Consider the following 25,714-nt stretch of genomic DNA (forward strand, 5'->3'; position numbering starts at 1 on the left):
TAATTTAATTTTTGGAAATCCCAAATATAAAGCCTTTTTGCTGGATTTAATTCTTAACCGCTTCAGCCTGCCGATTTTGATTCTTTTTATCTGGAAGTAACCGTTCCAATCCACGGGCTATTAAGGGTAGAAATCCAATAATTAATGCCACGCCTAGCAAGTTGAATATTAACTGTGCATTGGCAATTTGGCGAGCAACATCATCCCCTGCTCCCATTAACTGAGAAATCCATTGCGCGAATCCTGCCAATTGAGTGACAAATATAATTCCTACCGCAGCAGTAGTCAGATTGAAAAGTAAATGAAAGATACCTGTCCGCACTGCTGGACGTTCGCGTCCAAAGGTAGCTACTAATGTGTCAGCACAAGTGCCAACTTCAGCACCCAGCATTAACGCCACGCCTGCTGATAATGAAATTAATCCTTGACTAGCCAAAGTCACAATAATCGCAACTGTGGCAGAGGAAGATTGAACTAAGACTGTAAATAGTGCCCCAACTCCAGCACCTAAAAGCGCGTTGTTACCCAAGGTTTCCATTAATTTGAGAAATGGCTGGTAGTCCTTGAAAGGTTCCATTGCGTTTTCAATTGTGTCAAGTCCGAAAAACAATAAGCCTATGCCAAGAATAATTAAACCGATTTGCTTCCAACGTTCTTTTTTACCCAACAAAATTAATAGTAAGCCAACGAACATTGCTATGGGGGCATAATCACTAATGTTAAAAGCAACTATTTGAGCGCCGATAGTTGTACCAATATTGGAACCCAAAACCACGCCCAGAGATTCTACAAATGACAATAAACCAGCACTAACCATTGCAATCACAATGATGATTGTTACTGAGGACGAATCTAATATTGTTGTCGCTACCGTGCCAGTTGCTATTCCAGCGTAGCGATTGGTAGTGAACTTGCTAATTAGTTCTTTGGCACGATCGCCTGCGATCGCTTCCAGTCCCTCGGCCATTCGTGTCACACCATACAAAAATAGTACCAGTCCCGCCAGCGCACCCGTGACTATTTTAAAAATATCTAATTTTCCCTGTTCTTCTCCTTTAGACTCAGCACTTTTATCCTGACTATTTTTATTTTTTTCCTTAGTATTCTGAGATAAATCGCTGTTTTTCTGTTGTGTTTCTTCTACTCCAGTAGGAGTCTGAGCATTAACGCTAATCTCTACACTTGGTGCATCAAACCAATAAAAATTATTTCCTAATATAGAAGGAGTAACTACCAAAACTGAAACTATAATAATCAATATTAAACTGTTCAATACTCTTTTTAGGCTTTTGGATAACAACATAATACAATACTCCCTCAAAAATTTTATTTTAATGTATTACTATTAATTTAATTGTCAAAAAAGTTTAAGCATTACTATTAATTTAATTCTCACTATGTCCCAAAATAAACGCTGACTTCCTATTTAAACAAATTAAAAACTGATTGAAACTTGCTCAATAGTAGTAATTTTATTTAGATATTATTACTTATGTTTAATTACTAACTAATAGTATAACTTTCTAATAAACAACTATTATAAATTTAATCTGTTTCAAACATGAATTGCTTACATCTTAAGAAAGAGATTGATGATTGTATGTCACTATTTAATTGAAATTTAAACTCAACTTAAATAAACAATAACGCTTATTTTTAAGCAAGAAATATATTGTAATAAAAATTACATTGGTTTAGAATTTACGCATTGACAAGCAAGACAAAAAGTAATTAAAAAAACACAAAAAAAATCAGCGAGCGCTAGTTACTAGAGGCGTGAATTTACGAGACATGTATTGCGGCAGTTTAACCGACAAGTACTGAGAGGCATCCGGCTTTGGCATACTCGAACCGCTTCGCCAGAATCCGCGATCGCAGATAAGTTAGCTTTATCTCTACCATCAGTCTTTTTTTGTCAAGTCTTATTGACGCTTTGTAACGGAATTGTTATATTTAGTTACATAAGATAACAAAACAAAGAAAAGAAAAACCATGTATACCACTACTAACGAAGACGGCATTCTCAACAACTACGCAGCAGAACCCAAGATGTACTACTCTGAGTACCCAGCAATTTGGGAACAACGTAAATACGTTTTACAGGGTCTTTTTGCAACTTTAATCGTCACCGCTTTAGTTTTGGTTGGTTTTAGCGTTAGCTAAGATTTTTTGATTTCAGTATCGCTGTATCTCATCGTCATTCAGACTTCTCTCTATAACCCCGGTTAGTTTCGCCGGGGTTTTTTGTGTTTTACGTATCCCAAACGGTAGTGGTGTGCTGATAAGTCATTTTTATGTTTACTATCAGTCTTTTTTTGTCAAGTCATGTTGACTATTTGTAACGAAATTGTTATATTTATTTACATAAGATAACAAAAGAAAGAAAAGAAAAAACTATGTACACCACCACCAACGAAGACGGCATTCTCAACAACTACGCAGCAGAACCCAAGATGTACTACTCTGAGTACCCAGCAATTTGGGAACAACGTAAATACGTTTTACAGGGTCTTTTTGCAACTTTAATCGTCACCGCTTTAGTTTTGGTTGGTTTTAGCGTTAGCTAAGATTTTTTGATTTCGATATCGCTGTATCTCATCGTCAATCTCACTTCTCGACTTTACCTCGGCTAATTTAGTCGGGGTTTTTTGTGTCTTATCCATCCCATTTTGTCGCCCCATCAGCAACAAACCACTGGTCAGCCATAAAATAAAGACAAATCAATAATAAAGGGGTGTTTATGGCAACCCAACTCGGTGAAGCTAAATCTTCAACAGAACTGGTAATATCTTGGGAAGCATTGCCCGCAGATTTTCACTTAGAGGATGAACCAGTGGAGAATACAGGTCAGCCACTATTGGCCGGTGCTTTGCGCGAAAGCCTTGAGATAAGTGGTTTCATCCAACCGCAGATGTTAATAGCCTCAAATTTTGGACTTTGTGCGACGATAAACGGGCAATTTATAGCTAAAGCACCCGACTGGGTTTATGTGCCATCGGTAAATCAGGTTTTAGGAGAACGCAAAAGCTATACACCCAATTTAGATGGAGATATTCCAGTAATTGTGATGGAATTTCTATCTGACACTGAAGGTGGAGAATACTCTTTTAAACGAACCTATCCACCAGGAAAATGGTTTTTTTACGAGCAGATTCTTCAAGTCCCAATTTACATAATTTTTGACCCAAATGGTGGTTTATTAGAATTTTACCAACTCGAAAACAGGCGCTACGAGTTAAAGCAACCTGATGAAAATGGTCGTCATTGGATTGATTCAATGGGTTTATTTCTGGGAACCTGGCAAGGAACAAAAGAAGCCAGAACTGGTTACTGGTTGCGCTGGTGGGATGAAGCAGGTAATTTGTTACTTTGGGCAGTAGAACAAATTGAACAGGAACGCCAGCAAAAAGAACGGCTAATTGCCTATCTACAATCTCAAGGTATCGATCCAAATAATTTGCCTTAGCATATATAGCAAGGGACTGGGGACTGGGGACTGGGGACTGGGGACTGGGTGAAAAGCCTTTTTGTGTCTAAGTTTTATCGTCTGTTGATGTCCTAACCACCAAGGCTTGTGCTATACAAATAAAATTTTCAAGTATTTGAGTGACTCAGTTTAAGCAAATAAGTGCTACAAGCGTTACGTCTATTAAGGAGTGGGGCATCATACAGAAATTCAAGTACAGCTGAAAAAGCTAATCGCCGGAAAAAAGGCACAAGAGGAAAAAAATAGGTTTTTGCTGAATCAAAAGCCAGAATTATTCGTCACTTAAACTATCAATTCCCTACTTATTTCTCCTGGAGGATGATTTATGTCATCACAAATGCTGCGGTTGATATCTTTGGGCAGTCTTGGCTTATCTTTGTGTCTGGGCAATTCGGCAGCAATGGCGCAATATGATTCTAATGGCGATGGTGTAGTAGTACCAACAGTACCATCAGGTGGCACATCAGCACCAGTTCCAATAGACACATCGACAGGTGTACCACCTTCACCTTCTGCTGATGGTACAACTCGGTTTACCTGTCAGACTTATAATGGACAGTATACTGTCATGTACCAGCCACAAAGTCAACCAGGACAATTCTTTGCTTGGGCAGCACCTGCGGCTTTAGGTGGTGGTTGGGACGCACAAAGGCGTTGTACAGCAATTGCCAGTCGCTTGGAACTTTATCGCCCAGATGGTTTACAAGAACTTCAGACATCCGTAGAAAATAACGAAAATACTGTCTGCGTCACAACTGAAGCTAATCCAACCTGTAGAATTGTGCTGACAGTCCCCCGTGGAAAAGATCCTGTTGTTATCCGCAATAGCATTTTTCAGAACTTGACTACTGCTGACAGTGGACAACAAACTATAGCCGTTAACACTTATGGCGATCGCACTAGTGGAGGTAACGAATTATATAATTTAGGACGCACACTTCTAGGCGGTGGCAATAATCGGGTTAGTTCATCTAGAAGTGGGATTAATCTGAAACCTTTCCTCGATCGTCAAGATGGTGGTACTGGAAACAATTTGCGGAGTGGAGTAGCAATTCGTCGTCAGTCTCAACCTAACGGTGTTCGTTTAAGCCCTGGTAAATTCCGGTAAGCAAGAGTGGCTTTTAATACAAAATGACTTTCAAATAAAAAATATCCAACTACTTATTGTGGGGCGGACATCTTGTCCGCCTTTTTTTATGGGCATAAAATTGCTGTCTCCTGGACTTCTTCGAGATGTCGAGGATCTAAATCCAGCTGTATATTATTTATTCTTTTAACCTTTTGCTAGCAGTTTCTTAACGTTGCTGAGATAACTTGAGGTTGCTGAATATGAATTAATACTAGTAAAGCCTGTAGTTTTTTTGACTGCAAAACAATTTTTTTAAATAGTGATATTGCGATTGTCAATGTGACTTGATTATGGTGGCGAATTATTACTGAACATCAGCTTTTCAGGTAATTTTCAAACAATACAAAATAAATTGAAGGAGACGTTATTAATGGCTTTGACACAAGGCGATATTGCTTTTATCTCTTTCAATGCTGATAACGATATTGCAACCAACAATAACCCCAGTATTTTGCAGAAAATTGGCAGCTTCACCAGTACTAATGGAGCCGAAATATCCGCCTTTGATTCTGGAAGCGATCGCTTATTTGTGGTTGCTGGCAGCATAGTTGAAATTTATCATGTCAGCAATACAGGCACGCTAACCTCGACTGGTTCTTTGGTAACAGGATTTACGCCTGCCGTCGGGACACAAGCCATTCCCAACAGTGTTGCGGTGAAAAATGGTATTGTCGCAGTCGCCTACGCCATTCAAAACACCAGCACAAACGCCCAGCAGACAGGACAGGTGAGTTTTTACAATGCCGCCAATGGCAACTTTTTGAACTCGGTGGCGGTGGGCGCATTACCGGATATGCTCACCTTTACGCCCGATGGCACGAAGGTATTAGTAGCAAATGAGGGAGAACCCAACAGCTACGGGCAACCAAATTCGGTAGATCCTGAAGGTTCAGTTAGCATTATTAATATTGCTGATGGCGTGGCGAATGCAACCGTTACCCAAGCCTCGTTTACAAGCTTCAATAGCCAGATCGCCACACTCAAAGCCGCAGGTGTACGGATTACTGGCCCCGGTTCGACGGTGGCACAAGACTTAGAACCAGAGTATATTGCTGTATCTCCAGACAATCAAACTGCACGAATTACCTTGCAAGAAAATAATGCGATCGCCATTCTGGATATTGCCAGCGCCACCATCACCAACATTTTGCCCCTTGGTGCGAAGAATTACAATCTTCCAGGTAACGGATTAGATGCTAGCGATCGCGATGGTAAAATTAATATTCAGAATTGGCCGGTGGTTGGGTTATATCAACCCGATGCGATCGCTAGCTTCACAGCCAACGGACAGACTTACTACATCACCGCCAATGAAGGAGATTCCCGCGACTACACTGGTTTTAGCGAGGAAATCCGGGTTGGCGCAAATGGATATGTTTTAGATCCAACAGTTTTTCCCAATGCGGCTACCCTAAAGCAAAATACCAACCTGGGACGGTTAACCGTTACAAATGCCACAGGAGACACCGACAAAGACGGAGATTTCGATCGCATCGAAGCATTTGGGGGGCGTTCCTTTTCAATTTGGAATGCTAGCGGCAATCAGATATTCGACAGTGGCGACCAATTTGAACAAATTACTGCAACCAAAGTACCAACTCTGTTTAACTCAGATGGCGCGGCTGATACCTTTGACACCCGCAGCGATAACAAAGGGCCTGAACCCGAAGGCGTGGCGATCGGAGTCATCAACAACCGCACTTATGCTTTTATTGGTTTAGAACGCACTGGCGATGTCATCGTTTACGAAGTGACCAATCCCAACAAGCCAAGCTTTGTTCAATATATCAATACTCCTGAAGATACTGCGATCGAAGGGCTAACCTTTGTCTCGGCGGCTGATAGTCCTACTGGGAAGCCTTTGTTAGTTACTACAGCCGAAGTCAGCAAGACGGTTGCGGTATTTGAAGTAACTCCATCCGTTCGGATTAGCGACATTCAGGGAACGGGGCATATCTCATCCTTTAGAAATCAGACTGTCAGCAATGTAGCGGGAATTGTTACGGTTAAAGCAAGTAACGGTTTTTACTTGCAAGACCCCACTCCAGACAGCGACAATCGCACTTCTGAAGGTATTTTCGTCTTCACCTCATCAGCACCAACCGTATCCGTCGGCGATTCGGTATTAGTCAGTGGAACAGTTACAGAGTTTCGTCCCGGCAACGATGCTAATAATTTAACCAAAACACAAATCACCACTCCTACAATTGTTACCGTTTCTAGTGGCAACGATCTACCCACTGCTACAATCCTTGGTAATGGTGGCAGAACTATCCCGACAACGGTAATCGATAACGACACGATCGCTAATATCGAAACTGGAACAACCACCTTCGATCCTGCCCAGGATGGCATCGACTTCTATGAAAGCTTAGAAGGAATGCTGGTACAGGTGAATAACCCAATTACTACTTCACCCACTGCAAACTTTGGCACATCAGAGGAAATTTGGGTATTAGCAGACAATGGCGCAAATGCCACAGGTAGAACGGTTCGCGGTGGTAGCCTGATTAGTGCTTCAGACTTCAATCCTGAGCGGATTCAGATCGACGATCTCAACAATGGCTTAACACTGCCTGAAGTTAATGTTGGTACGCAACTTAGTAATATTGTCGGTGTCGTTGACTACAGCTTTAACAACTATGAAGTTTTAGTATCGGCTGCTCCCACAGTAGTACAGAACAGTAACATTCAAAAAGAAATCACTAGCCTAACTTCTACCACCAACCAACTGACGATCGCTACCTACAACGTCGAAAACCTCGATCCAGGCGACGATCTAACCAAATTTAACAACCTGGCTAATCGCATTGTTAATAATCTCAAATCACCAGATATCATTAGTCTCGAAGAAATTCAGGACAATAACGGTGCAACAAATGATAGCGTCGTTGATGCCAGCACTACCTTCCAAAAGTTAATTGATGCAGTTACTGCTGCTGGTGGCCCGACGTATCAATATCGCCAAATTAACCCAGTAGACGATACGAACGGCGGTGAACCTGGTGGAAATATCCGGGTAGGATTCTTGTTTAATCCCAATCGTGTCAACTTTATAGATCGCCCCGGTGGTAGTTCCACCACCAGCACCACAGTTACCAATGTTTCTGGTGTTCCTACAGTTTCTAATAGTCCTGGTTTAATCGACCCCACCAACTCCGCCTTTAGTAGTAGTCGTAAGCCGTTAGTTGGTGAATTTACTTTCAACGGTGAAACTGTTTATGTAATTGGCAACCACTTTAATTCTAAAGGTGGCGACCAGCCATTATTTGGGCCGAATCAACCACCAACTCTCAGTAGTGAAATCCAACGCCAGCAACAAGCTACTTTGGTGAAGAACTTTGTCAGCAATATTTTAGCGATCGCCCCCAATGCCAATGTAGTAGTGGCGGGTGACTTAAATGACTTTGAATTTTCCAACCCCGTCAACACCCTAGAAAGCGCTGGACTGACTTCCTTAATTGAAACTCTGCCGCAAAATGAGCGTTACACCTACAACTTTGAAGGTAACGCCCAAACCCTTGACCACGTTTTAGTTAGTAACAACTTGCTCAACAACCTGGATGGATATGATGTAGTTCACATCAACTCAGAGTTTGCCGATCAGGATAGCGATCATGACCCTAGTGTGGCTCGGTTTAATCTCCCTAAAAACAATGCTCCCACGGTAGTACAACCAATTGAAGACCAAATCATTTCTACTAATAAAGCTTTTTCTTTCAATATCAGTAACAAATTTGCTGATCTAGATCCAGGTGACACCCTGATTTACAGTGCAACAGGTTTACCCACTGGTTCTAGTATCGTTGCCAACACAGGCGTGATATCCGGCACTATCTCCCAAATCGGCATTTTCGCAGTCACAGTTACCGCTACCGATCGTAAAGGCGGTAATGTTAGCGATAGCTTTGACTTGACTGTTGCCAATAACAAGGCGACATCTGGCAACGACATCATCTTTGTCAGCGAACTTACTGGTTTGAACAAATACATAGTCAATGCTCTGGCTGGGAGCGATCGCGTCATCGGCACTAATACCAGTGAATTAATCGACGGTGGAGCAGGCAATGATTACCTGGATGGCAAGGGAGGCATAGATGTACTCCTTGGTGGCGATGGCAATGACACCATCTTAGGTGGACTTGGCAGCGACGGACTTTCTGGGGGTAATGGCAATGACCGCCTGATTGGTTGGGGCGGTGGCACAAACGAAATTGACCTCCTCAACGGCGAACAAGGTGCAGATACTTACATTTTAGGTGATGCCACTTCAGCTTTCTATACCAGTTCTCGCAACAATGATTATGCCGATATTCTCAACTTTCAAGCAAGCGATCTAATTCAGCTTAAGGGAGTTGCTAACAATTACTCACTAGGGTCAGTTAGATCGGCTGTAGGTATTTTCACCAACAACGGAACGGAATTAATTGCTGTTGTGGAAAACGGGTTAAACCGCAATACCAATTTGGCAACAGATACTCGTTTCGTCTTTATTTAACGCAGATTTAATCGAACTCCGATTTCTCTGTGTACTCTGCGCCTCTGCGGTTCCCCACTCCCAATTTTCAAAGCAGTCTCATGTCTAGAATATATCTCAGAATTAAACATGGTAACTACTAATACAATTCGTTTTTCTCAATTCAACGCTTCTTTAAATCGTAATGCCAAAGGTCAGTTAGTCAGCGATTTGTCTACCCCTGACAACGCTCAAGCAAAGGCAGTTGCAGAAATCATCCAGCGTAATAACCCGGATGTGTTGCTAATTAACGAGTTTGACTACTCCCCGGAGGCAGTTCAACTATTCCGGCAAAATTACCTAGCCGTCAGCCAGAATGGTACAACACCCGTTGATTACCCTTACTTCTACATCGCTCCTTCCAATACGGGTATTGCCTCTGGGTTTGACTTGAACAACAATGGCACAGCAGTTACAACCCCAGGCGAATCAGGATATGGCGATGATGCTTTCGGATTTGGGAATTTCTTTGGTCAATACGGGATATTGCTGCTATCCAAATATCCCATCGACACTGCCAACATCCGCACCTTTCAAAATTTTCTATGGAAGGATATGCCCAATGCTTTGCTTCCTGAAGATCCGACAACACCACAGCCCAATGATTGGTATTCTCAGGAGGAATTGGCAGTTCTACGCCTTTCTTCTAAAAGTCACTGGGATATACCCATCCAGGTAAACGGTGAGACAATTCACATCCTCGCCAGCCACCCCACACCGCCAACTTTTGATGGCGCGGAAGACCGCAACGGTAAGCGCAACCACGACGAGATCCGCTTTTGGGCAGACTATATTACCCCTGGTAATGGTAATTACATTTACGATGATGAGGGTAAAACTGGCGGTATTGCTGCTGGATCGAGCTTTGTGATTGTGGGCGATCAAAATGCAGATCCGTTAGATGGTGATAGTTTTGACAACGCTATTCGCCAACTGTTGCAAAATCCCAATATCAATACTAATGTCATCCCTACCAGTCTGGGTGCGCGCCAACAAGCAGATTTACAAGCTGGTGCAAACGCTAGCCAAAAAGGTAATCCTAGCTTTGACACCGCAGACTTTGCTGATAACACTCCCGGAAACCTGCGGACTGACTATGTGCTGCCCTCAGCTAACCTGACAATTGCCAACTCGGGAGCATTTTGGCCTCTAAATACTGATTCAACGTTTCCTTTGGTAGGTACTTTTCCCTTTCCCAGTTCTGACCATCGCTTGGTGTTCGCAGATGTGCAAACCGGAGCAACCGAACCAGGTAAAACCATTCCCAATGTTGGATTTGTGGGGCAGAGTACTTTTGCCACAGGGTTTATTCCTGCTGGTGTAGCGGGAACGGTGAATGGGGTACAAACTCCACTAGGCGGACTTTCTGGTGTCACCTACGATGCTGTGAATAACCGCTACTATGCAATCTCAGACGATCGCTCCCAAGTTGCCCCTGCCCGCTTTTATACCTTTACTGCCGCTGATTCCGGGGTGAATTTTACCAATGTCACCACCCTGAAAGATACAAATGGCAACTTTTTTGCAACCAACAGCCTTGACCCAGAAGGTATCGCTTTAACTAACAATGGTACAGTCTTTATCTCTTCCGAGGGCGAAGTTAATCCTGGTGCTGGTCGCGTTAGCAATCCCTTTATTAAAGAGTTTTCGCTAACTACAGGGCAAGAAATAGGCTCGCTATTTGTCCCCAGGAAATTCCTACCAGTAGTTGAAGATACCAACAGTAACGGTATTATCGATGCAGATGATACGCAGACATCAGGTGTTTACAATAACTTAGCCTTTGAAAGCCTCACCATTACACCCGACCAGAAAACCTTATTCACCGCCACTGAAAACGCGCTGTCCCAAGATGGATTAAAAGCTTCACTCACCAGTGGCAGCCGTTCCCGAATTCTGCAATACAATCTGGTTACTGGACAGCCAGAAAAAGAATACCTCTATATTACTGATGCAATTCCCGAACCACCCAATCCCAGCACAGGTTCTGCTGACAATGGTTTAGCGGATTTATTAGCAATAGATAATCGTGGCACATTACTAGCGTTAGAACGTTCCTTTGCCCAAGGTGTAGGTAACACAATCAAAATCTACGAAGTTTCTTTGCAAGGTGCAACTGACATTAGCTTCTACGATTCTCTCAACAATCTGAGTACTGAACAACTAGCAGCTATCCAACCCGCCCAAAAACGACTGCTGTTGAATTTAACTGACCTGAATCTGCCTACTGATGCAAACCACCCGATTACAGGAGTGGATAATATAGAAGGTCTTGCCTTCGGCCCCAAACTAGCAGATGGTCGTCAGTCCATTGTGCTGGTAAGTGATAACAACTTTAACCAAAGCCAATTTACCCAGATCCTCACTTTGAATGCAGACTTAGTTCCCACTGCTGCACCCAGATTAGAAACTCGTCCCGATTTATTTGATGATGAAGATCCAGCACTGCCTGCTGTAGATCAAAATGCTGATGCTGATGACCCTGCCATCTATGTTAATGCCACAAATGCTTCCGAGAGCCTAGTATTAACCTCAGTCAAAAATGCTGGACTGCGGGTTTATGACTTGTCTGGTAATTTATTGCAAACAGTTAATCCCGGTGGCATTCGCTACAACAACATTGACCTGCAATACGGTTTTAAATTAGGCAATCAATCTATTGATATTGCCGTAGCTAGCGATCGCCAAAATGATAAACTAGCAATCTTCAAAATCAACCCCAACCCCACCACCCCCGGAGAATACTTGGAAGATATCACCGATAGCAATATTGGTACTATCTTCCAAGCATCACCTTTTGAACCTCCCTATTCTGCATCAACTCGCAGTTCTTACGGAGTTACCTTATACCGTAGCCCCATAACTAATGATTACTATGTCTTTACCAGTCGGCGAGAAACTGGAGATATAGCTCAGTTCAAATTGATTGACAAAGGGAATGGCAAAATTGGCGCTGAACTGGTGCGGGAGTTTACCATCCCCTCGCCTACCACAGAAGGGCGTTCTCCCCAAACAGAGGGGATGGTGGTTGACCAAGAAACCGGCTTTCTCTACATAGCCCAAGAAGATGTGGGCATCTGGAAATTTCAGGCAGAACCGGACGGTGGCACAACAGGCAAGCTGATCGATCGCGTCCGTTTTGAGGGTGGTTCTCACCTTACCGATGATGCCGAAGGGTTGACTATTTATTACGGCAAAAACGGCACAGGCTACTTGTTAGCATCCAGCCAAGGCGATAGCACCTTTGTTGCTTACACACGTGAAGGTAACAACGAATACGTGGGTAACTTTGCCATTGGTAACAATGGGTCAATTGACAGCGTGCAAGAGTCAGATGGCGCTGATGTAATTAATCTGCCACTGGGGCCTAACTTCCCATTTGGTTTATTTGTCACCCAAGACGGCTCTAATGAACCTGCCAAGACAATCGATGGCGAAAACGTCAGTTCTAACTTTAAACTGGTGCCTTGGGAAAATATAGCCAATGCCTTCCCCAATTCTCTAAATATCGATACCACTAGTTACGATCCTCGCAATCCTGTTGCCCAACCCAAACTGACTATCTATGAATTTGAAAACTTACCCAAGTTAGGAACAACCTCTGAAAATCAAGATATTTTCTTGGGTGGTTTTTCTGGGTTGTATTTCCAAGGGTTTGCAGCAAATGGCAACCTGAAATTTGTTACCAACACAGATCGTGGCCCCAATGGAGAACCTGATGGTGTCAAAAGACCATTTTTATTACCCGACTTCCAACCAGAAATAGTCAGCTTTGAACTCAACCGCACCACAGGTGAAATCAGCATTACCAACAGAACAGAACTATTTCGCCAAGATGGAACGACCCCATTAACGGGACTACCTAACTTGCAAGCTGTAGGAAACGGTTTAGCCTACACAGATGAAATTGCCGTTGACTTAAACAACAATGTTCTAGCTAACGATCCTTTGGGTGCTGATTTAGAAGGCATTGTAGTTGCAGAAAATGGAGATTACTGGTTGGTGGATGAGTACCGTCCGGCAATTTACCACTTTGACACTAATGGAAAGCTGATTGACCGCTTTATCCCTCAAGGAACTGCCACAGCACCCAACCCAGATCGATCGGCGGGAACTTTTGGCACTGAGGTATTGCCAGCAGTTTATGCCCAACGCCGCAATAATCGAGGATTTGAAGCTGTCGCAATAGAAGGTAATAAATTATATGCTTTTATTCAGAGTGCGATCGATAATCCAGATGTCGCCAATGATGCGACTTCCAAAGCTTCTCTCAACCTACGAATTCTAGAGTTTGATATTGTCAGCAAGCAGGTAACAGGAGAGTATTTATATCGCCTACAAGGTTTACCGGGAACCGATAAGATTGGCGATGCAGTTTCTTTGGGTAACGGCAAATTTGCAGTAGTTGAACGAGATGATAATGGTACATCTGCTGGCAATAAACTAATTTACCAAATTGATTTAGCTGGGACAACTAACATCAACAACCCTGCTAACTTTACCTTGCCAGTTGATAAAACTATTGAACAACTGACCTCTGCGGAGTTAGCTACTGCCAATATTATCCCTGTCAGCAAGAGTTTGATTGCTAATGCTGCTCAGTTGGGTTACACCGGGGTGGAAAAATTAGAAGGTCTAGCATTGGTAGCACCCAATACTCTAGCCTTGATTAACGATAACGACTTTAACATTACAGGTAATACGGCTGCTGAAAAACTTGGTATTCTCGAATTACCCAATAATCTGACAACTGTACAACCTACTTTTCCCAACGGTTTTGGTTCTAGCAACAGCGATACTGTCAATCTTGAGCCAGGACAATTCTTTAATGCAGGTGACGGAGCAGACTTTGTAGAAGGTGCTGAAGGTAACACAATTCTGGCTGGAAAGGGTGATGATACAGTGCTTGCAGGGAATAACTCTTCAGTTTCCGGGGAAGATGGTAGCGATCGCATATTTATTGGTCAAAATGGCCCGACTCAAAATACTAGTGCCGATGGTGGCAGTGGTGATGATGTTATTACTGTGGTAGAAGCCAGTGGTAGTAATAATTTATTTGGGGCGACAGGTGATGATAATCTCACAGTAATTGAAGGTTCTCGTCAATCATTATTCGGTGGCTCAGGTAACGACACCCTGACGAGTAACGGTAGCAATAACCGTCTCTACGGTGGTTCTGGAGATGACAAACTCTTCTCTAATGTCAATGACTCCCTGTTTGGTGGCGATGGTGATGATGTACTATTTGCTGGTCAAGGGGGTAGTAATAGCATCACTGGTGGTACTGGTGCTGACCAATTCTGGATGACTAACGCCAGTCTGCCAACTAGCAAGAACATTGTCACTGATTTTACAGTTGGCATTGATAAAATCGGGCTGGGCGGTATTGGTGTTACTCAATTTAATGCCCTAACACTATTGCAACACGGTAATGATACCATCGTGAAAATCGGAAATACTGAGTTAGCTTCATTGCTAGAAATTACATCAACTAAGCTCACAGCAAATGACTTTGTTTTCTCTGTCAGTGTTGTAGGTTAATTTGTTCGCCTACTGTGATTGTTACAGCTTCATTACACAGCAAAAGTTAATGAAGCTGTACTCAATCATTATTGCAAAAGCAATTAAAGGGAAGGGTTATAAAGCAATACAGTTCAGATAAGACCAAAACACTTGTAGAGACGGCGATTTATCGCGTCTCAAAACCCACGATTTTGTACAAGTAGCCCGAACCGTATTGGATTATAAAGAACTTATTATCTGACGAAAGTTACAAAAGAGATATCATCTCAATGTATAAAAAATAATTTTTAACATCACCAAAAATATGCAAAAAATTGTTAATTGCATATTAGGTACAAGATTGCAATACAAGGTTTCTTAACCAGTCCACAATTTATTCACAACTTTTGCTATGTATCTTAATTAATATGCAATTTACATTGTTAATTAAGATACTAAAAGCTTCTAGGGAAATGACAATTGTAGTAGTGGTTGACATTTAATAGTTCAGACTCAAAAAGCTGACAAGTTAATTACATTTTTGAAGCCTAAAACTATTAGTTTTTACTCACCATATTACTTTTTTGATTCCACTAGAGCCAAGACCATCTCAACAATTAAACACAGGGAGATTCTCTTTCATGGCTAAGAACGTCATCATTATGATTGGGGATGGTATGGGCTGGCAAATGGCTCGTGCTGCGTCCATCTACAAAGAGATTCAAAATGGTAAGACAGGTGCTAATCTCAGTGATTTTTATACACAAGGTAAGGGGCAAGGACTCAACTTTCAAACACTCCAAGGCTACGGTTTGGCAACCACCTATGGGACAACGATCGCTGATAGTGATGGAGTTTTTAGTACTGGTAATTCCGCCCTTGACGGGACTAATCCGATCACAGGAGAGAGCCAGGTTCGCCCTGGTTTCACCTTCGATCCAACTTTTAACCCAGGTAATACCCCAACAGGTGGTGCAAAAGTCAGTGATGGTGCTGTTGGAAACCTAGTAGGTTATGACCCTACCAAAGGTGGTGTTAATCCTTGGACTCCCGGTAACGATCCTGAATATATTAAGTACAGCTATCCTGACTCTGCAAACACCGCTACAACTCTGTACACTGGCGTTAAAAGCTACAACAACGCTGTTGGCGTTGATATTTTCGAGAATCCTCTAGAAACAATTCTCAAAACTGCAAACGAAGTTGGTAAATCTACTGGTTTGGTAACTTCAGTTCCCATTGACCACGCCACACCTGCTGCTGCTGCTGCCAACGTTAACCGTCGCAGCAAGTATGATGCTGACTATCCAGCATTAGACAACATCCTGCAACAGCAACTCCGTGTCTATCAACCAACAGTATTACTTGGTGGTGGACACCCACTCTCTGCTCCTGGAGATTTACTACCAAACGGGGTTGAGCCGAATACGAGCAATGAATTCATTCGTCAATCAACCTACACAGAACTTAGCACTAAACCAACTAATAACATTTACGATTACACCTTTTTAGAGCGGGGTGAAAATGCTGCCCAGAAACTGGCTGAAACTGCGGCGACAATCGATCCAGAAAAAGGCGATCGCCTCTTCGGTTTATACGGTGCGCGCGGTCAAAATGGTAACTTACCTGTAAGCTCTGCCAACGGCGACTACAGCACCACTGGTTTAGATATGTTCAGCGTTTTCACTAACCAAGGTGATAACACCAAAGTGGACACCACACGTCCACTGCTTCCCGGAGAGACGGATGCATCTTTCATCGCCAAAGAGGTTAACGAAAACCCAACTCTCAAAGACTTGACAAGTGCTGCATTAGATGTATTGGGTAAAGATCCTGATGGTTTCTGGTTAATGGTTGAAGGTGGCGATATCGATTGGTCTGCCCATGATAACAATATAGACAACTTGATCGGCACCACCTTGGACTTCGATAAAGCAGTTGGATCTACGATTAACTGGATCGATAACAATGGTGGTTGGGATGAAAACTTACTAATCGTTACTGCTGACCACGATCACTACCTGACTCTCGACGGTAATTTTCCGACTTTAGTAAAAAATCAAGGTGCTGAAGCATTAACCAATTTGGATACTCCAGCAGAAGTTGGACATTACTGGGGGTCAGATCCCAATGTCAAGTATGGTTGGGGAACTCACACCAACCGTCCCGTACCTGTTTACTACCAAGGTGCTGGTTCTGAAGTGTTAAATAGCTTAGTAGGTAAAGGTTATAACGCCTACGGTTCTGAGATTCCAGGAATTGCGGGTTTAAACGATCAAACCCACATCTACCAAACGATGTTTGCTTCAATAGTGCCAAAAGTTGAGTTAGTGGGTTTTGCTTCATTACCTGCTGATACCTTTAGTGATGGGCCAGCTTCTGGTGCAGAAATTTCAGCCAATGGTAGAACCGGGCCTTTCCCAGGACAGCCAATTCAAGGCTTTAGCGGTGTTCAATTTGCTAACACCAACTCTTTCTACTTCCTGTCAGACAATGGTTACGGTAGCAAAGACAATAGTGCAGATTTCCTACTGCGAATCAATCGTCTAGACCCAAATTTTAAGGGAACAGAAAATGGAGATGGCAGGGTTAAAGTTTTAGACTACATTCAATTGTCTGACCCTAACAATAAAGTTCCTTTTGAAATAGTTAATGAGGGAACTACTGGAAGATTACTGACTGGTGCAGACTTTGATGTAGAGTCATTCGTCTTTGATAAAGATGGGACAATCTGGGTTGGAGACGAGTTTGGCCCTTACCTGCTGCATTTTGATGCCACTGGTAAGTTATTAGAGGCTCCCATTGCTACACCCGACCAATTCAAAACTTTAAATGGAGAAGCACCTAAAGTTATTGGTCACAGAGGTGCAAGTGGCTACCGTCCAGAACACACCTTAGAGTCTTATAAGCAAGCAATTGAGCGCGGCGCTGACTTTATTGAGCCTGATTTGGTCGTGACAAAAGATGGTGTGCTAATTGCTCGCCATGAGCCAGCTTTAGCAGTTTTGAATGCTGATGGTACTGTCAATTTTAACAATACAACCACAGATGTTTACAAGCATCCAGAGTTTGCCGATCGCAAAAAAACAGTAAGTTTAGATGGAAACACAATCACAGGTTGGTTTGCTGAAGACTTCACTTTAGCTGAAATCAAGACTTTACGCGCAGAAGAACGTTTACCTTTCCGAGATCACTCCTTTGACGATAAATTTGAGATTCCTACCTTCACGGAAATCATCAATTTAGTTAAGGATGTAGAAGCGACAACAGGTAAAAAGATTGGCATCTACCCTGAAACTAAGCATCCAACCTATTTATCTGATGAAGCCACTTATGTCGGCACCACCGACAAAATACACAGAAACATCAGTCAGTTATTAATCGATACGCTCAAAGCAAATAACTTTACTGACCCCAGTCGGATTTTCATCCAGTCCTTTGAAGTAAGTAACCTAAAAGAACTGCACGATCGCATTATGCCTGCGGCAGGCGTAGATATTCCACTGATCCAACTTCTAGATGCCAGTGATATTGACATCAACGGTAAAATTATTGAAAGTCAGCCTTATGATCTGAAGGTAAGTGGTGACACTCGCACCTACGGGGACTTGCGAACTCCAGAAGGCTTGGCTGAAGTTGCCACTTATGCTGATGGCATTGGCCCTTGGAAACGGATGATTGTTAGTGTCAAAGGTACTGATGCTAATGGTGATGGCAAAGCTGATGATGTGAATGGGGATGGCACAGTCAATGATGCTGATAAGACAACATTGCCTCCTTCTACCTTAATTCAAGATGCTCACAACGCTGGGTTGCAGGTTCATCCTTACACCTTCCGTGCCGAAGATCAATTCTTAGCAGCAGATTATAAAGGCAAGCTAGAGTCTGAAATTCAGCAGTTCTATCAATTAGGGGTAGATGCACTCTTCTCAGATTTCCCAGATATTGCCGATAAAGTACGGGATAAACTTAGAGACGATCCTCAGTATAATGTAGTGCGATCGCCACAAAACCCCGACGTGCTTTCAGGTGATGCCTTTGCTAACTTGGCTAGTTCTAAAGGTTTTGAAGGTGGAGCAATTAACGCCAGCAAAACCAAGCTTTATTTCCTCTTAGAAGGTACAGTTCAGGGCGATACCCCTGGTGCTTTGCGGATTAACGAATTTGATTTAGCCAGCCACAAATACAGCGACCAACCACGCTACTACAGATTGGATAATCCATCAAATTCCATTGGGGATTTAGCAGTCATTAATGATAATGAATACCTAGTCATTGAACGGGATAACAATCAAGGGGCTGCGGCTAAATTTAAGAGGATCTACAAAATAGACTTGTCTAAAACAGATTCTAATGGCTATGTCGCTAAAGAAGAAGTTGCAGACTTGTTAAATATCCAAGACCCCAAAGACCTGAATGGGGATGGTAAGACCAGCTTCGACTTCCCATTCCAAACCATTGAAAATGTTCTAGTTGTTGACAAAAATACCATTTTGGTAGCTAATGATAACAATTATCCCTTCTCTACAGGTCGTCCTGGAAACGATCCTCAAAATCCAGTTATAGACAACAATGAGATTCTACAACTGAAACTGGAGAAGCCCCTTAATCTTGCTCCTGGCTTAGGTCAACCTCAAGCTGAAGAAATTAATTTTGGCTCCACTACCAGCGATGATATTACCGTTGAGCCAAATCAAACCTTATTCACAGGTGACGGAGCAGACTTTGTAGAGGGTACTAAAGGTAACACAATTCAGACTGGAAACGGTGAAGATACGGTGTTAGTCGGCAGTGACTCTTCAGTATCCACAGGAGAGGGTAACGATCGGATATTAATTGGTCAAAACGGCCCGGTTCAAAATATTACTGCTGATGGTGGCAATGGTAATGATGTTATTACCGTAGTGGAAGCCAGTGGAAGTAATAATTTACTTGGGGCGGCAGGTGATGATACTCTCTCTGTAGTTGAAGGTTCTCGTCAATCATTATTTGGTGGCTCAGGTAACGATACCCTTAGCAGTAGCGGTAGCAATAACCGTCTCAACGGTGGTTCTGGCGATGATAAACTCTTCTCCAATTTCAATGATTCCCTGTCTGGTGGCGCTGGCGATGATGTGCTATTTGCTGGTCAACAGGGCGGTAATCGCCTCAGTGGTGGTACTGGTGTCGATCAATTCTGGATTGCTAACGCCAGTCTGCCAACTAGCAAAAATATTGTGACTGATTTTGCGATCGCCATTGATAAAATCGGGCTTGGCGGTGTTGGTATCACTCAATTTAGTGCTTTAACACTGTTGCAACAGGGTAGTGACACTATCGTGAAAACCGGAAATACAGAGTTGGTTTCATTGCTGGGAATTGCAGCAACTAGCCTCACAGCAAATGATTTCGTTTTTTCTGCTAGTGTCGTTTAACCAAAAGATAATTACAGCTTAGATTCAACATTCTGTCATTTGCTCAGATCCCCGATTTCTTGAGAAGTCGGGGATCTTTTTATTCCTTTTTGTGCAAAACCTTAACTTGTTTATAACTTTCCTTAAACATTGAACAACTATCTTTTGAAACAGTAAGTAATCAAAGTTAAGTTCATTTAATTGTCTGCGCTAATTTGTGTAGACACCAAGCATTTTGTAGCCAAATACTACTTAGGTTTTTGTAGCCAAGAATTTTTGCTTGAGTTGAGTGTAATTCATCACTCAATCTATAGACACACAATTGCTGCGATTAATAGTAGGTCACAATACTTAAGGAGTAGTCGGCATGACTGATACAAATGGCAACAGTAGAAATGTCATCATTTTTGTTGCAGATGGATTGCGTAACGGTTCTGTAAACCCAATTGATACCCCAACTTTATATAGTATCCGTCAGCAGGGAGTTAGTTTCGCCAATAGTCATTCGCTGTTTCCAACATTTACTACACCGAATGCTTCTGCGATCGCCACGGGGCATTATCTTGGTGATACAGGTGATTTTAGCAACACTATCTACACTGGTTTTCCTAGTCCTAATGCCAATGGTAGTGTGACGCCATTCATCGAAAATGATGCGGTTTTGGGGGATATTGATGAAAAATTCCCCGGTAACAACTTTTTAGATGAAGAGTCACTCTTAGCTTACGCGCGATCGCAGGGTTTCAACACCGCAGCAGTTGGTAAATTAGGGCCTGTTGCAATCCAAGATGTTACCCAAGTTAACCGAGAAGGTGATACTACAGGTACTATTCCTACTCCCGATACAATTATTATTGATGACACTACAAATGGTGCAACCCCGCCGCCTACAGCCGCCGATTCGCCTTCTGCTGTTCCGCTCGATCCAGATATTGTCAATCGCTTACAAGCTGCTGGTTTAGATGTAAAACCGACAACGCGAGTCCAGCCAGCTGGTACCAACACAACTCCTGGAACCTTAAATGCCAATGTTGCTCAACAACAATACTTTGCAGATGCCACTACCAAAGTAGTTTTACCCAAGTTTCAAGAAGATGGTAAACCATTCGCATTAGTTTACTGGTCAAGAGATCCTGATGGTAGTCAACACAATCAGGGTGATAGTTTAAACACCTTGATACCAGGTATCAATGGCCCTACTTCAAAAGCTGGGGTCAAAAATGCTGATGATAATTTAAAGCAGCTTCTTGACTATCTCAAGAGTACAGGCTTGGACAAGACTACTGATGTCTTTGTTACTTCCGACCACGGTTTTTCTACCATCAGCAAACAAGCTATTGATAGCCAAGGCACAAAAACTACAAGTTATGCTGCCACCCAAACTTATGCAGGCGTAAATCCGGGATTTTTACCAGCAGGCTTTGTGGCTATTGATTTGGCTCACGATCTCGGTCTACCCTTATACGATCCTAACCCTACAACTCTCCCCCCAGACCTCAACCACATCCAATACACGACTGTTGATGCTACACAAGGTCAACGTCCTATTTCTGGGAATGGTGTAATTGGTGGAACAGGTGAAGTAATTAATGGCCAACTTGACCCAGGTACAAAGATAGTTGTAGCTGCTAACGGTGGTTCAGACTTGATTTATCTGCCCAATGGCAATGCTGACTTAGCTAAACAGGTAGTGAATTTGCTCTCGCAAAAGGACTACATCAGTGGTATTTTTGTAGACGATGCCTATGGAACTATTCCAGGTGCTTTACCTCTGAGTGCGATCGGGCTAAAAGGTGATGCTAAAACACCGGTTCCATCTATAGTTATCAACTTCAAAACCTTTAGCACCGACCCAAATAACCCAAACAACCCTCAAGCTCAGGTAGAAATTGCTGACACAACTTTGCAGCAAGGGCAGGGGATGCATGGCAGCTTTGGTCGAGGTGATACCTTCAATAACATGGAGGCTATTGGCCCTGACTTTAAACAAGGCTATGTGGACTATGCGCCCGTCAGTAATGCTGATGTAACGCCTACCCTTGCTCGGATTCTGGGGTTAAACATTCCCAGTAACGGCGATTTAAAAGGTCGTGCTATTACAGAAGCATTGGTGGGAGGCCCGGATGTAGTTCCCTCCACCAAAGAAGTATTGACTTCAGAAAAAACAACTAATGGTCAAGCAACAATTCTTGATTCTCAAAGTATAGGAAATACTCAGTACTTTACAGCCGCAGGGTTTGATGGTCGTACTGTTGGACTAACAACACTAGACCTTCAATTTGGTTCTACCAGTAGCGATGATGTCACCCTTAAGCCAAATCAAACCTTATTTACAGGTGACGGTGTAGACTTTGTAGAGGGTATTAAAGGTAACAAAATTCTGACTGGAAAGGGTGATGACACGGTAGTAGTTGGTAGTAACTCCTCTGTGTCCACTGGGGATGGTAACGATCGAGTCTCAATTGGCGCAAATAGCCCTGCTAACAATACTAGTGCTGATGGTGGCAATGGTAATGATGAAGTTACCGTAGTCGAAGCTAGTGGTAATAATAATTTGTTTGGAGGCGCAGGTGCTGACACTTTGACGGTAGTTGAAGGTACTCGTCAATTATCCTTCGGTGGCTCAGGTAACGACACTCTCACCAGTAATGGTAGCAATAACCGTCTCTATGGTGGCTCTGGAGATGACAAATTATTCTCCAGTGTAAATGATTCACTATTTGGTGGTGATGGTGATGATGTGCTATTTGCTGGTCAGCAGGGTGGTAATAGCCTTGCTGGTAGTGCTGGTGCTGACCAGTTCTGGATTGCTAATGCCAGTCTGCCATCTAGTAAGAATATTGTGGCTGATTTTGCGATCGGTATTGATAAAATCGGGCTGGGCGGGATTGGTGTCACTCAATTTAGTGCTCTAACCCTATTGCAACAGGGTGCTGACACTATCGTAAAACTCGGAAATACAGAGTTGGCTTCATTACTACAAATTACCTCAACTAACCTGACAGCAAATGACTTCGTTTTCTCTGCTAGTGTTGTGGCTTAGTCTGTTGACCTAATGCAGCACGGCAGAAATAACTATCAGTTGAAACAGCGGTTTTCAATGACGTAAACTACAGCAAATAATTGGTTATTGTGGGGTGGGTATTGTAATGCTCACCCTATTTTCGTTTCGCTGGAGTCCAACCTACCTCGAAGAGTTTACATTACTTATCAGTTGCTAAAATCGCAGTATTTCTTGTTCTTCAAGGTATTAATTCTTCTTGTTATCTCAAAAGAAGCCTGCGTACAGTTAATATTCCCATTGCAAACATCCCTAAAGTTTTAATTTTCAATGAAGATGTACTGGAAATAACTGCGATTTGGAGTAAATAGGTCAGAATGAGAGAACTAAATCTTAGAGTCAGTGCCCTTTCACACAAATATTGTAGGATTGCGGCATAATTTTTTGTCAAATTAGTCTTCTGATATAAATTTAAAGCTAACAATCTAACCATAAGTCCTACGTGAAAACACTAATGTTCAAACATATAAAAACGCTTTCACACTATTTATTTTATCTGTTTATGTAAATACGGAAAATAAACATCTCATTTTAAATTTAAATACACACAATTCCTTGTTACTCATTGATATAAATATTTTTGCTTTAAGTTAGAAATGAAACTAATAACTAATTCATTGGCTCAAAATACAAATGAATTACTGATGAATAATGGTCAAGCTTCATCATCAGAAAACAACTTAGAACGAGATAATTTAACATTACCTATTTTGAAAGAATCTGAATATAACTTACTAATAGAGTGGAATCATACTCAAACTGATTATCCTCAACAAGCGTCTATTCATCAGTTGTTTGAAGCACAAGTTGAGAAAACACCTGATGCTGTAGCACTAATTTTTAATAATCAGTATCTTACTTATAGAGATTTGAATAATCGTGCTAATCAACTAGCAAAACATCTACGATCGCTAGGGGTAGGAACAGAAATTCTTGTAGGAATCTGCATAGAGCGCTCCTTAGAAATGGTTGTAGCACTCTTAGCTATCCTTAAAGCAGGTGGAGCTTATGTACCATTAGATCCAGGGTACCCACAAGAACGTTTAGCTTTCATGCTGTCAGATACCCAGGTATCTGTACTATTAACTCAAAAAGAACTAGTTACCAAATTACCTACTCACACAGCATTTGTAATTTGCCTAGATGCAGATTGGAACACAATCGCCCAGAATAGCAAAGATAACTTAAGCACTATTGTCACTGCTGATAACTTGGCTTATGTCATGTATACATCAGGTTCTACAGGTACACCCAAAGGTGTTAGCGTTATCCATCGTGGTGTAGTTAGGTTAGTCAAAGAAACTAATTATGCTCAACTCACACCTGAAGAAGTAATTCTGCAACTTGCTCCTATTTCCTTCGATGCTTCTACTTTTGAAATTTGGGGTTGTTTACTTAATGGTGGGCGATTAGTAATTTACCCTCCTAATACACCATCTTTAGAAGAATTAGGGCAGATTATTCAGCAATACCAAGTTACTACTCTTTGGCTGACAGCCGGCTTATTTCACCTGATAGTAGATGAAAAAATTGATGCTTTAAAATCTTTGCGCCAACTTTTAGCAGGTGGTGATGTCTTATCTGTTCCCCATGTGCAGAAGTTTCTGCAAACAGTAGAGAACTGTCAACTAATTAATGGTTACGGGCCAACTGAGAATACAACTTTTACCTGCTGCCATCCGATAACAGCGCCACTACAACCAGATGTTTCGATTTCTATTGGTCGTCCAATTGCTAACACCCAAGTTTATATATTAGATAAAAACCTCCAATCAGTATCAATTGGAGAAGCTGGTGAATTGTACATTGGTGGTGATGGATTAGCTAGAGGCTATTTAAACCGCCCAGACCTAACTGCCGAAAAATTCATTTCTCACTCATTTGATTGCAATTTGGCAACGCGCCTTTATAAAACTGGAGATTTGGCTCGTTATCTTCCAGATGGCAATATCGAGTTTTTAGGTCGTATTGACAATCAGGTAAAAATTCGCGGTTTCCGAATTGAACTAGGGGAAATTGAGCGAGAAATTGCACAACATCCTGACGTTCGGGAAATTGTCGTCTTAGCTCGTCAAGATGAAGCAGGTGAAAAACAGTTAACGGCTTATATTGTTCCTCACTATAACAGTGGATATACGCACAATAAATTACGTAGTTTCTTACAACAGCGACTACCTAATTATATGGTGCCATCAGCATTTGTGATGTTAGAATCACTGCCTTTGACTGCAAATGGCAAAGTAGATAGACATAAATTGCCAGCACCAAGTAGAGAACGTCCGCAACTGGAACAAGCGTACATTGCTGCGCAAACCGATTTAGAACGTCTGCTTGCAGGTATTTTATCCGAACTGCTGAAAATCGATCGCGTCGGGATTGATGATAATTTCTTTGATTTGGGAGCAACTTCAATCTCAATTCTCCAAGTTGCTGCGCGAATAAAACAGGAACTTGGTATTGAGCTACCTGCTGTGAAGCTATTTCAGTATTCAACAATTGGCTCTTTAGCAAACTATTTGGATTCAAACCAGAACAGCCAACCGTCTTCTGACAAGCTGCAAAATCGCGCCCAACGCCAACAAGCAGCTCGTGCTCGTCGCCGTAATCATCAACAAGGTGTTTAAGC

The 25,714-nt window shown here is 42.3% G+C and carries 10 protein-coding genes; 9 read left to right on the forward strand and 1 reads right to left on the reverse strand.

What is annotated here, in order from left to right; all coding sequences use genetic code 11:
- Positions 1–46: 46 nt before the first annotated feature.
- Positions 47–1,303, reverse strand: a complete 1,257-nt coding sequence (locus RMX89_RS00705; RefSeq protein WP_322687570.1) for a Na/Pi symporter — start codon at positions 1,301–1,303, stop codon at positions 47–49.
- A 689-nt stretch (positions 1,304–1,992) separates the two neighbouring features.
- On the opposite strand from RMX89_RS00705, the gene psb34 (RMX89_RS00710) reads away from it, so the two are divergent.
- The 9 genes from psb34 (RMX89_RS00710) to RMX89_RS00750 all read left to right on the forward strand — a co-directional run bounded on the left by psb34 (RMX89_RS00710) (position 1,993) and on the right by RMX89_RS00750 (position 25,712).
- Positions 1,993–2,163, forward strand: a complete 171-nt coding sequence (gene psb34 / locus RMX89_RS00710) for a photosystem II assembly protein Psb34 (protein WP_322673543.1) — start codon at positions 1,993–1,995, stop codon at positions 2,161–2,163.
- A 233-nt stretch (positions 2,164–2,396) separates the two neighbouring features.
- The gene (gene psb34, locus RMX89_RS00715; protein ID WP_322673543.1) at positions 2,397–2,567 is read left to right on the forward strand and encodes a photosystem II assembly protein Psb34; all 171 of its coding nucleotides are present in this window, start codon (positions 2,397–2,399) and stop codon (positions 2,565–2,567) included.
- A gap of 173 nt (positions 2,568–2,740) precedes the next feature.
- On the forward strand, positions 2,741–3,466 hold the full coding sequence (locus RMX89_RS00720; RefSeq protein ID WP_322687571.1) for a Uma2 family endonuclease: 726 nt from the start codon (positions 2,741–2,743) through the stop codon (positions 3,464–3,466).
- A 346-nt stretch (positions 3,467–3,812) separates the two neighbouring features.
- Positions 3,813–4,595 (forward strand): COP23 domain-containing protein, encoded by a 783-nt coding sequence (locus RMX89_RS00725; RefSeq protein WP_322673541.1) that lies wholly within the window; start codon positions 3,813–3,815, stop codon positions 4,593–4,595.
- Positions 4,596–4,986: 391 nt separating this feature from the next.
- The gene (locus RMX89_RS00730) at positions 4,987–9,114 is read left to right on the forward strand and encodes a choice-of-anchor I family protein (RefSeq protein ID WP_322687572.1); all 4,128 of its coding nucleotides are present in this window, start codon (positions 4,987–4,989) and stop codon (positions 9,112–9,114) included.
- Between the two features lie 108 nt (positions 9,115–9,222).
- Complete coding sequence (locus tag RMX89_RS00735; RefSeq protein WP_322687573.1) at positions 9,223–14,673, forward strand: phytase; 5,451 nt, start codon at positions 9,223–9,225, stop codon at positions 14,671–14,673.
- A gap of 602 nt (positions 14,674–15,275) precedes the next feature.
- Complete coding sequence (locus RMX89_RS00740) at positions 15,276–20,048, forward strand: esterase-like activity of phytase family protein (protein WP_322687574.1); 4,773 nt, start codon at positions 15,276–15,278, stop codon at positions 20,046–20,048.
- A 346-nt stretch (positions 20,049–20,394) separates the two neighbouring features.
- Positions 20,395–23,070: an alkaline phosphatase family protein gene (locus RMX89_RS00745; protein WP_322687575.1), complete on the forward strand. Its 2,676-nt coding sequence runs from the start codon at positions 20,395–20,397 to the stop codon at positions 23,068–23,070.
- A gap of 614 nt (positions 23,071–23,684) precedes the next feature.
- On the forward strand, positions 23,685–25,712 hold the full coding sequence (locus tag RMX89_RS00750; RefSeq protein ID WP_322687576.1) for a non-ribosomal peptide synthetase: 2,028 nt from the start codon (positions 23,685–23,687) through the stop codon (positions 25,710–25,712).
- Positions 25,713–25,714: the final 2 nt, after the last annotated feature.

Source organism: Nostoc sp. DedSLP04 (assembly GCF_034530775.1).
GTDB lineage: Bacteria > Cyanobacteriota > Cyanobacteriia > Cyanobacteriales > Nostocaceae > Nostoc.

Excerpts from the sequence above, each read along its gene's own strand:
- RMX89_RS00705 (WP_322687570.1), bottom strand. The coding sequence starts at position 1,303 with ATGTTGTTATCCAAAAGCCTAAAAAGAGTATTGAACAGTTTAATATTG.
- psb34 (WP_322673543.1), top strand. The coding sequence starts at position 1,993 with ATGTATACCACTACTAACGAAGACGGCATTCTCAACAACTACGCAGCA.
- psb34 (WP_322673543.1), top strand. The coding sequence starts at position 2,397 with ATGTACACCACCACCAACGAAGACGGCATTCTCAACAACTACGCAGCA.
- RMX89_RS00720 (WP_322687571.1), top strand. The coding sequence starts at position 2,741 with ATGGCAACCCAACTCGGTGAAGCTAAATCTTCAACAGAACTGGTAATA.
- RMX89_RS00725 (WP_322673541.1), top strand. The coding sequence starts at position 3,813 with ATGTCATCACAAATGCTGCGGTTGATATCTTTGGGCAGTCTTGGCTTA.
- RMX89_RS00730 (WP_322687572.1), top strand. The coding sequence starts at position 4,987 with ATGGCTTTGACACAAGGCGATATTGCTTTTATCTCTTTCAATGCTGAT.
- RMX89_RS00735 (WP_322687573.1), top strand. The coding sequence starts at position 9,223 with ATGGTAACTACTAATACAATTCGTTTTTCTCAATTCAACGCTTCTTTA.
- RMX89_RS00740 (WP_322687574.1), top strand. The coding sequence starts at position 15,276 with ATGGCTAAGAACGTCATCATTATGATTGGGGATGGTATGGGCTGGCAA.
- RMX89_RS00745 (WP_322687575.1), top strand. The coding sequence starts at position 20,395 with ATGACTGATACAAATGGCAACAGTAGAAATGTCATCATTTTTGTTGCA.
- RMX89_RS00750 (WP_322687576.1), top strand. The coding sequence starts at position 23,685 with ATGAAACTAATAACTAATTCATTGGCTCAAAATACAAATGAATTACTG.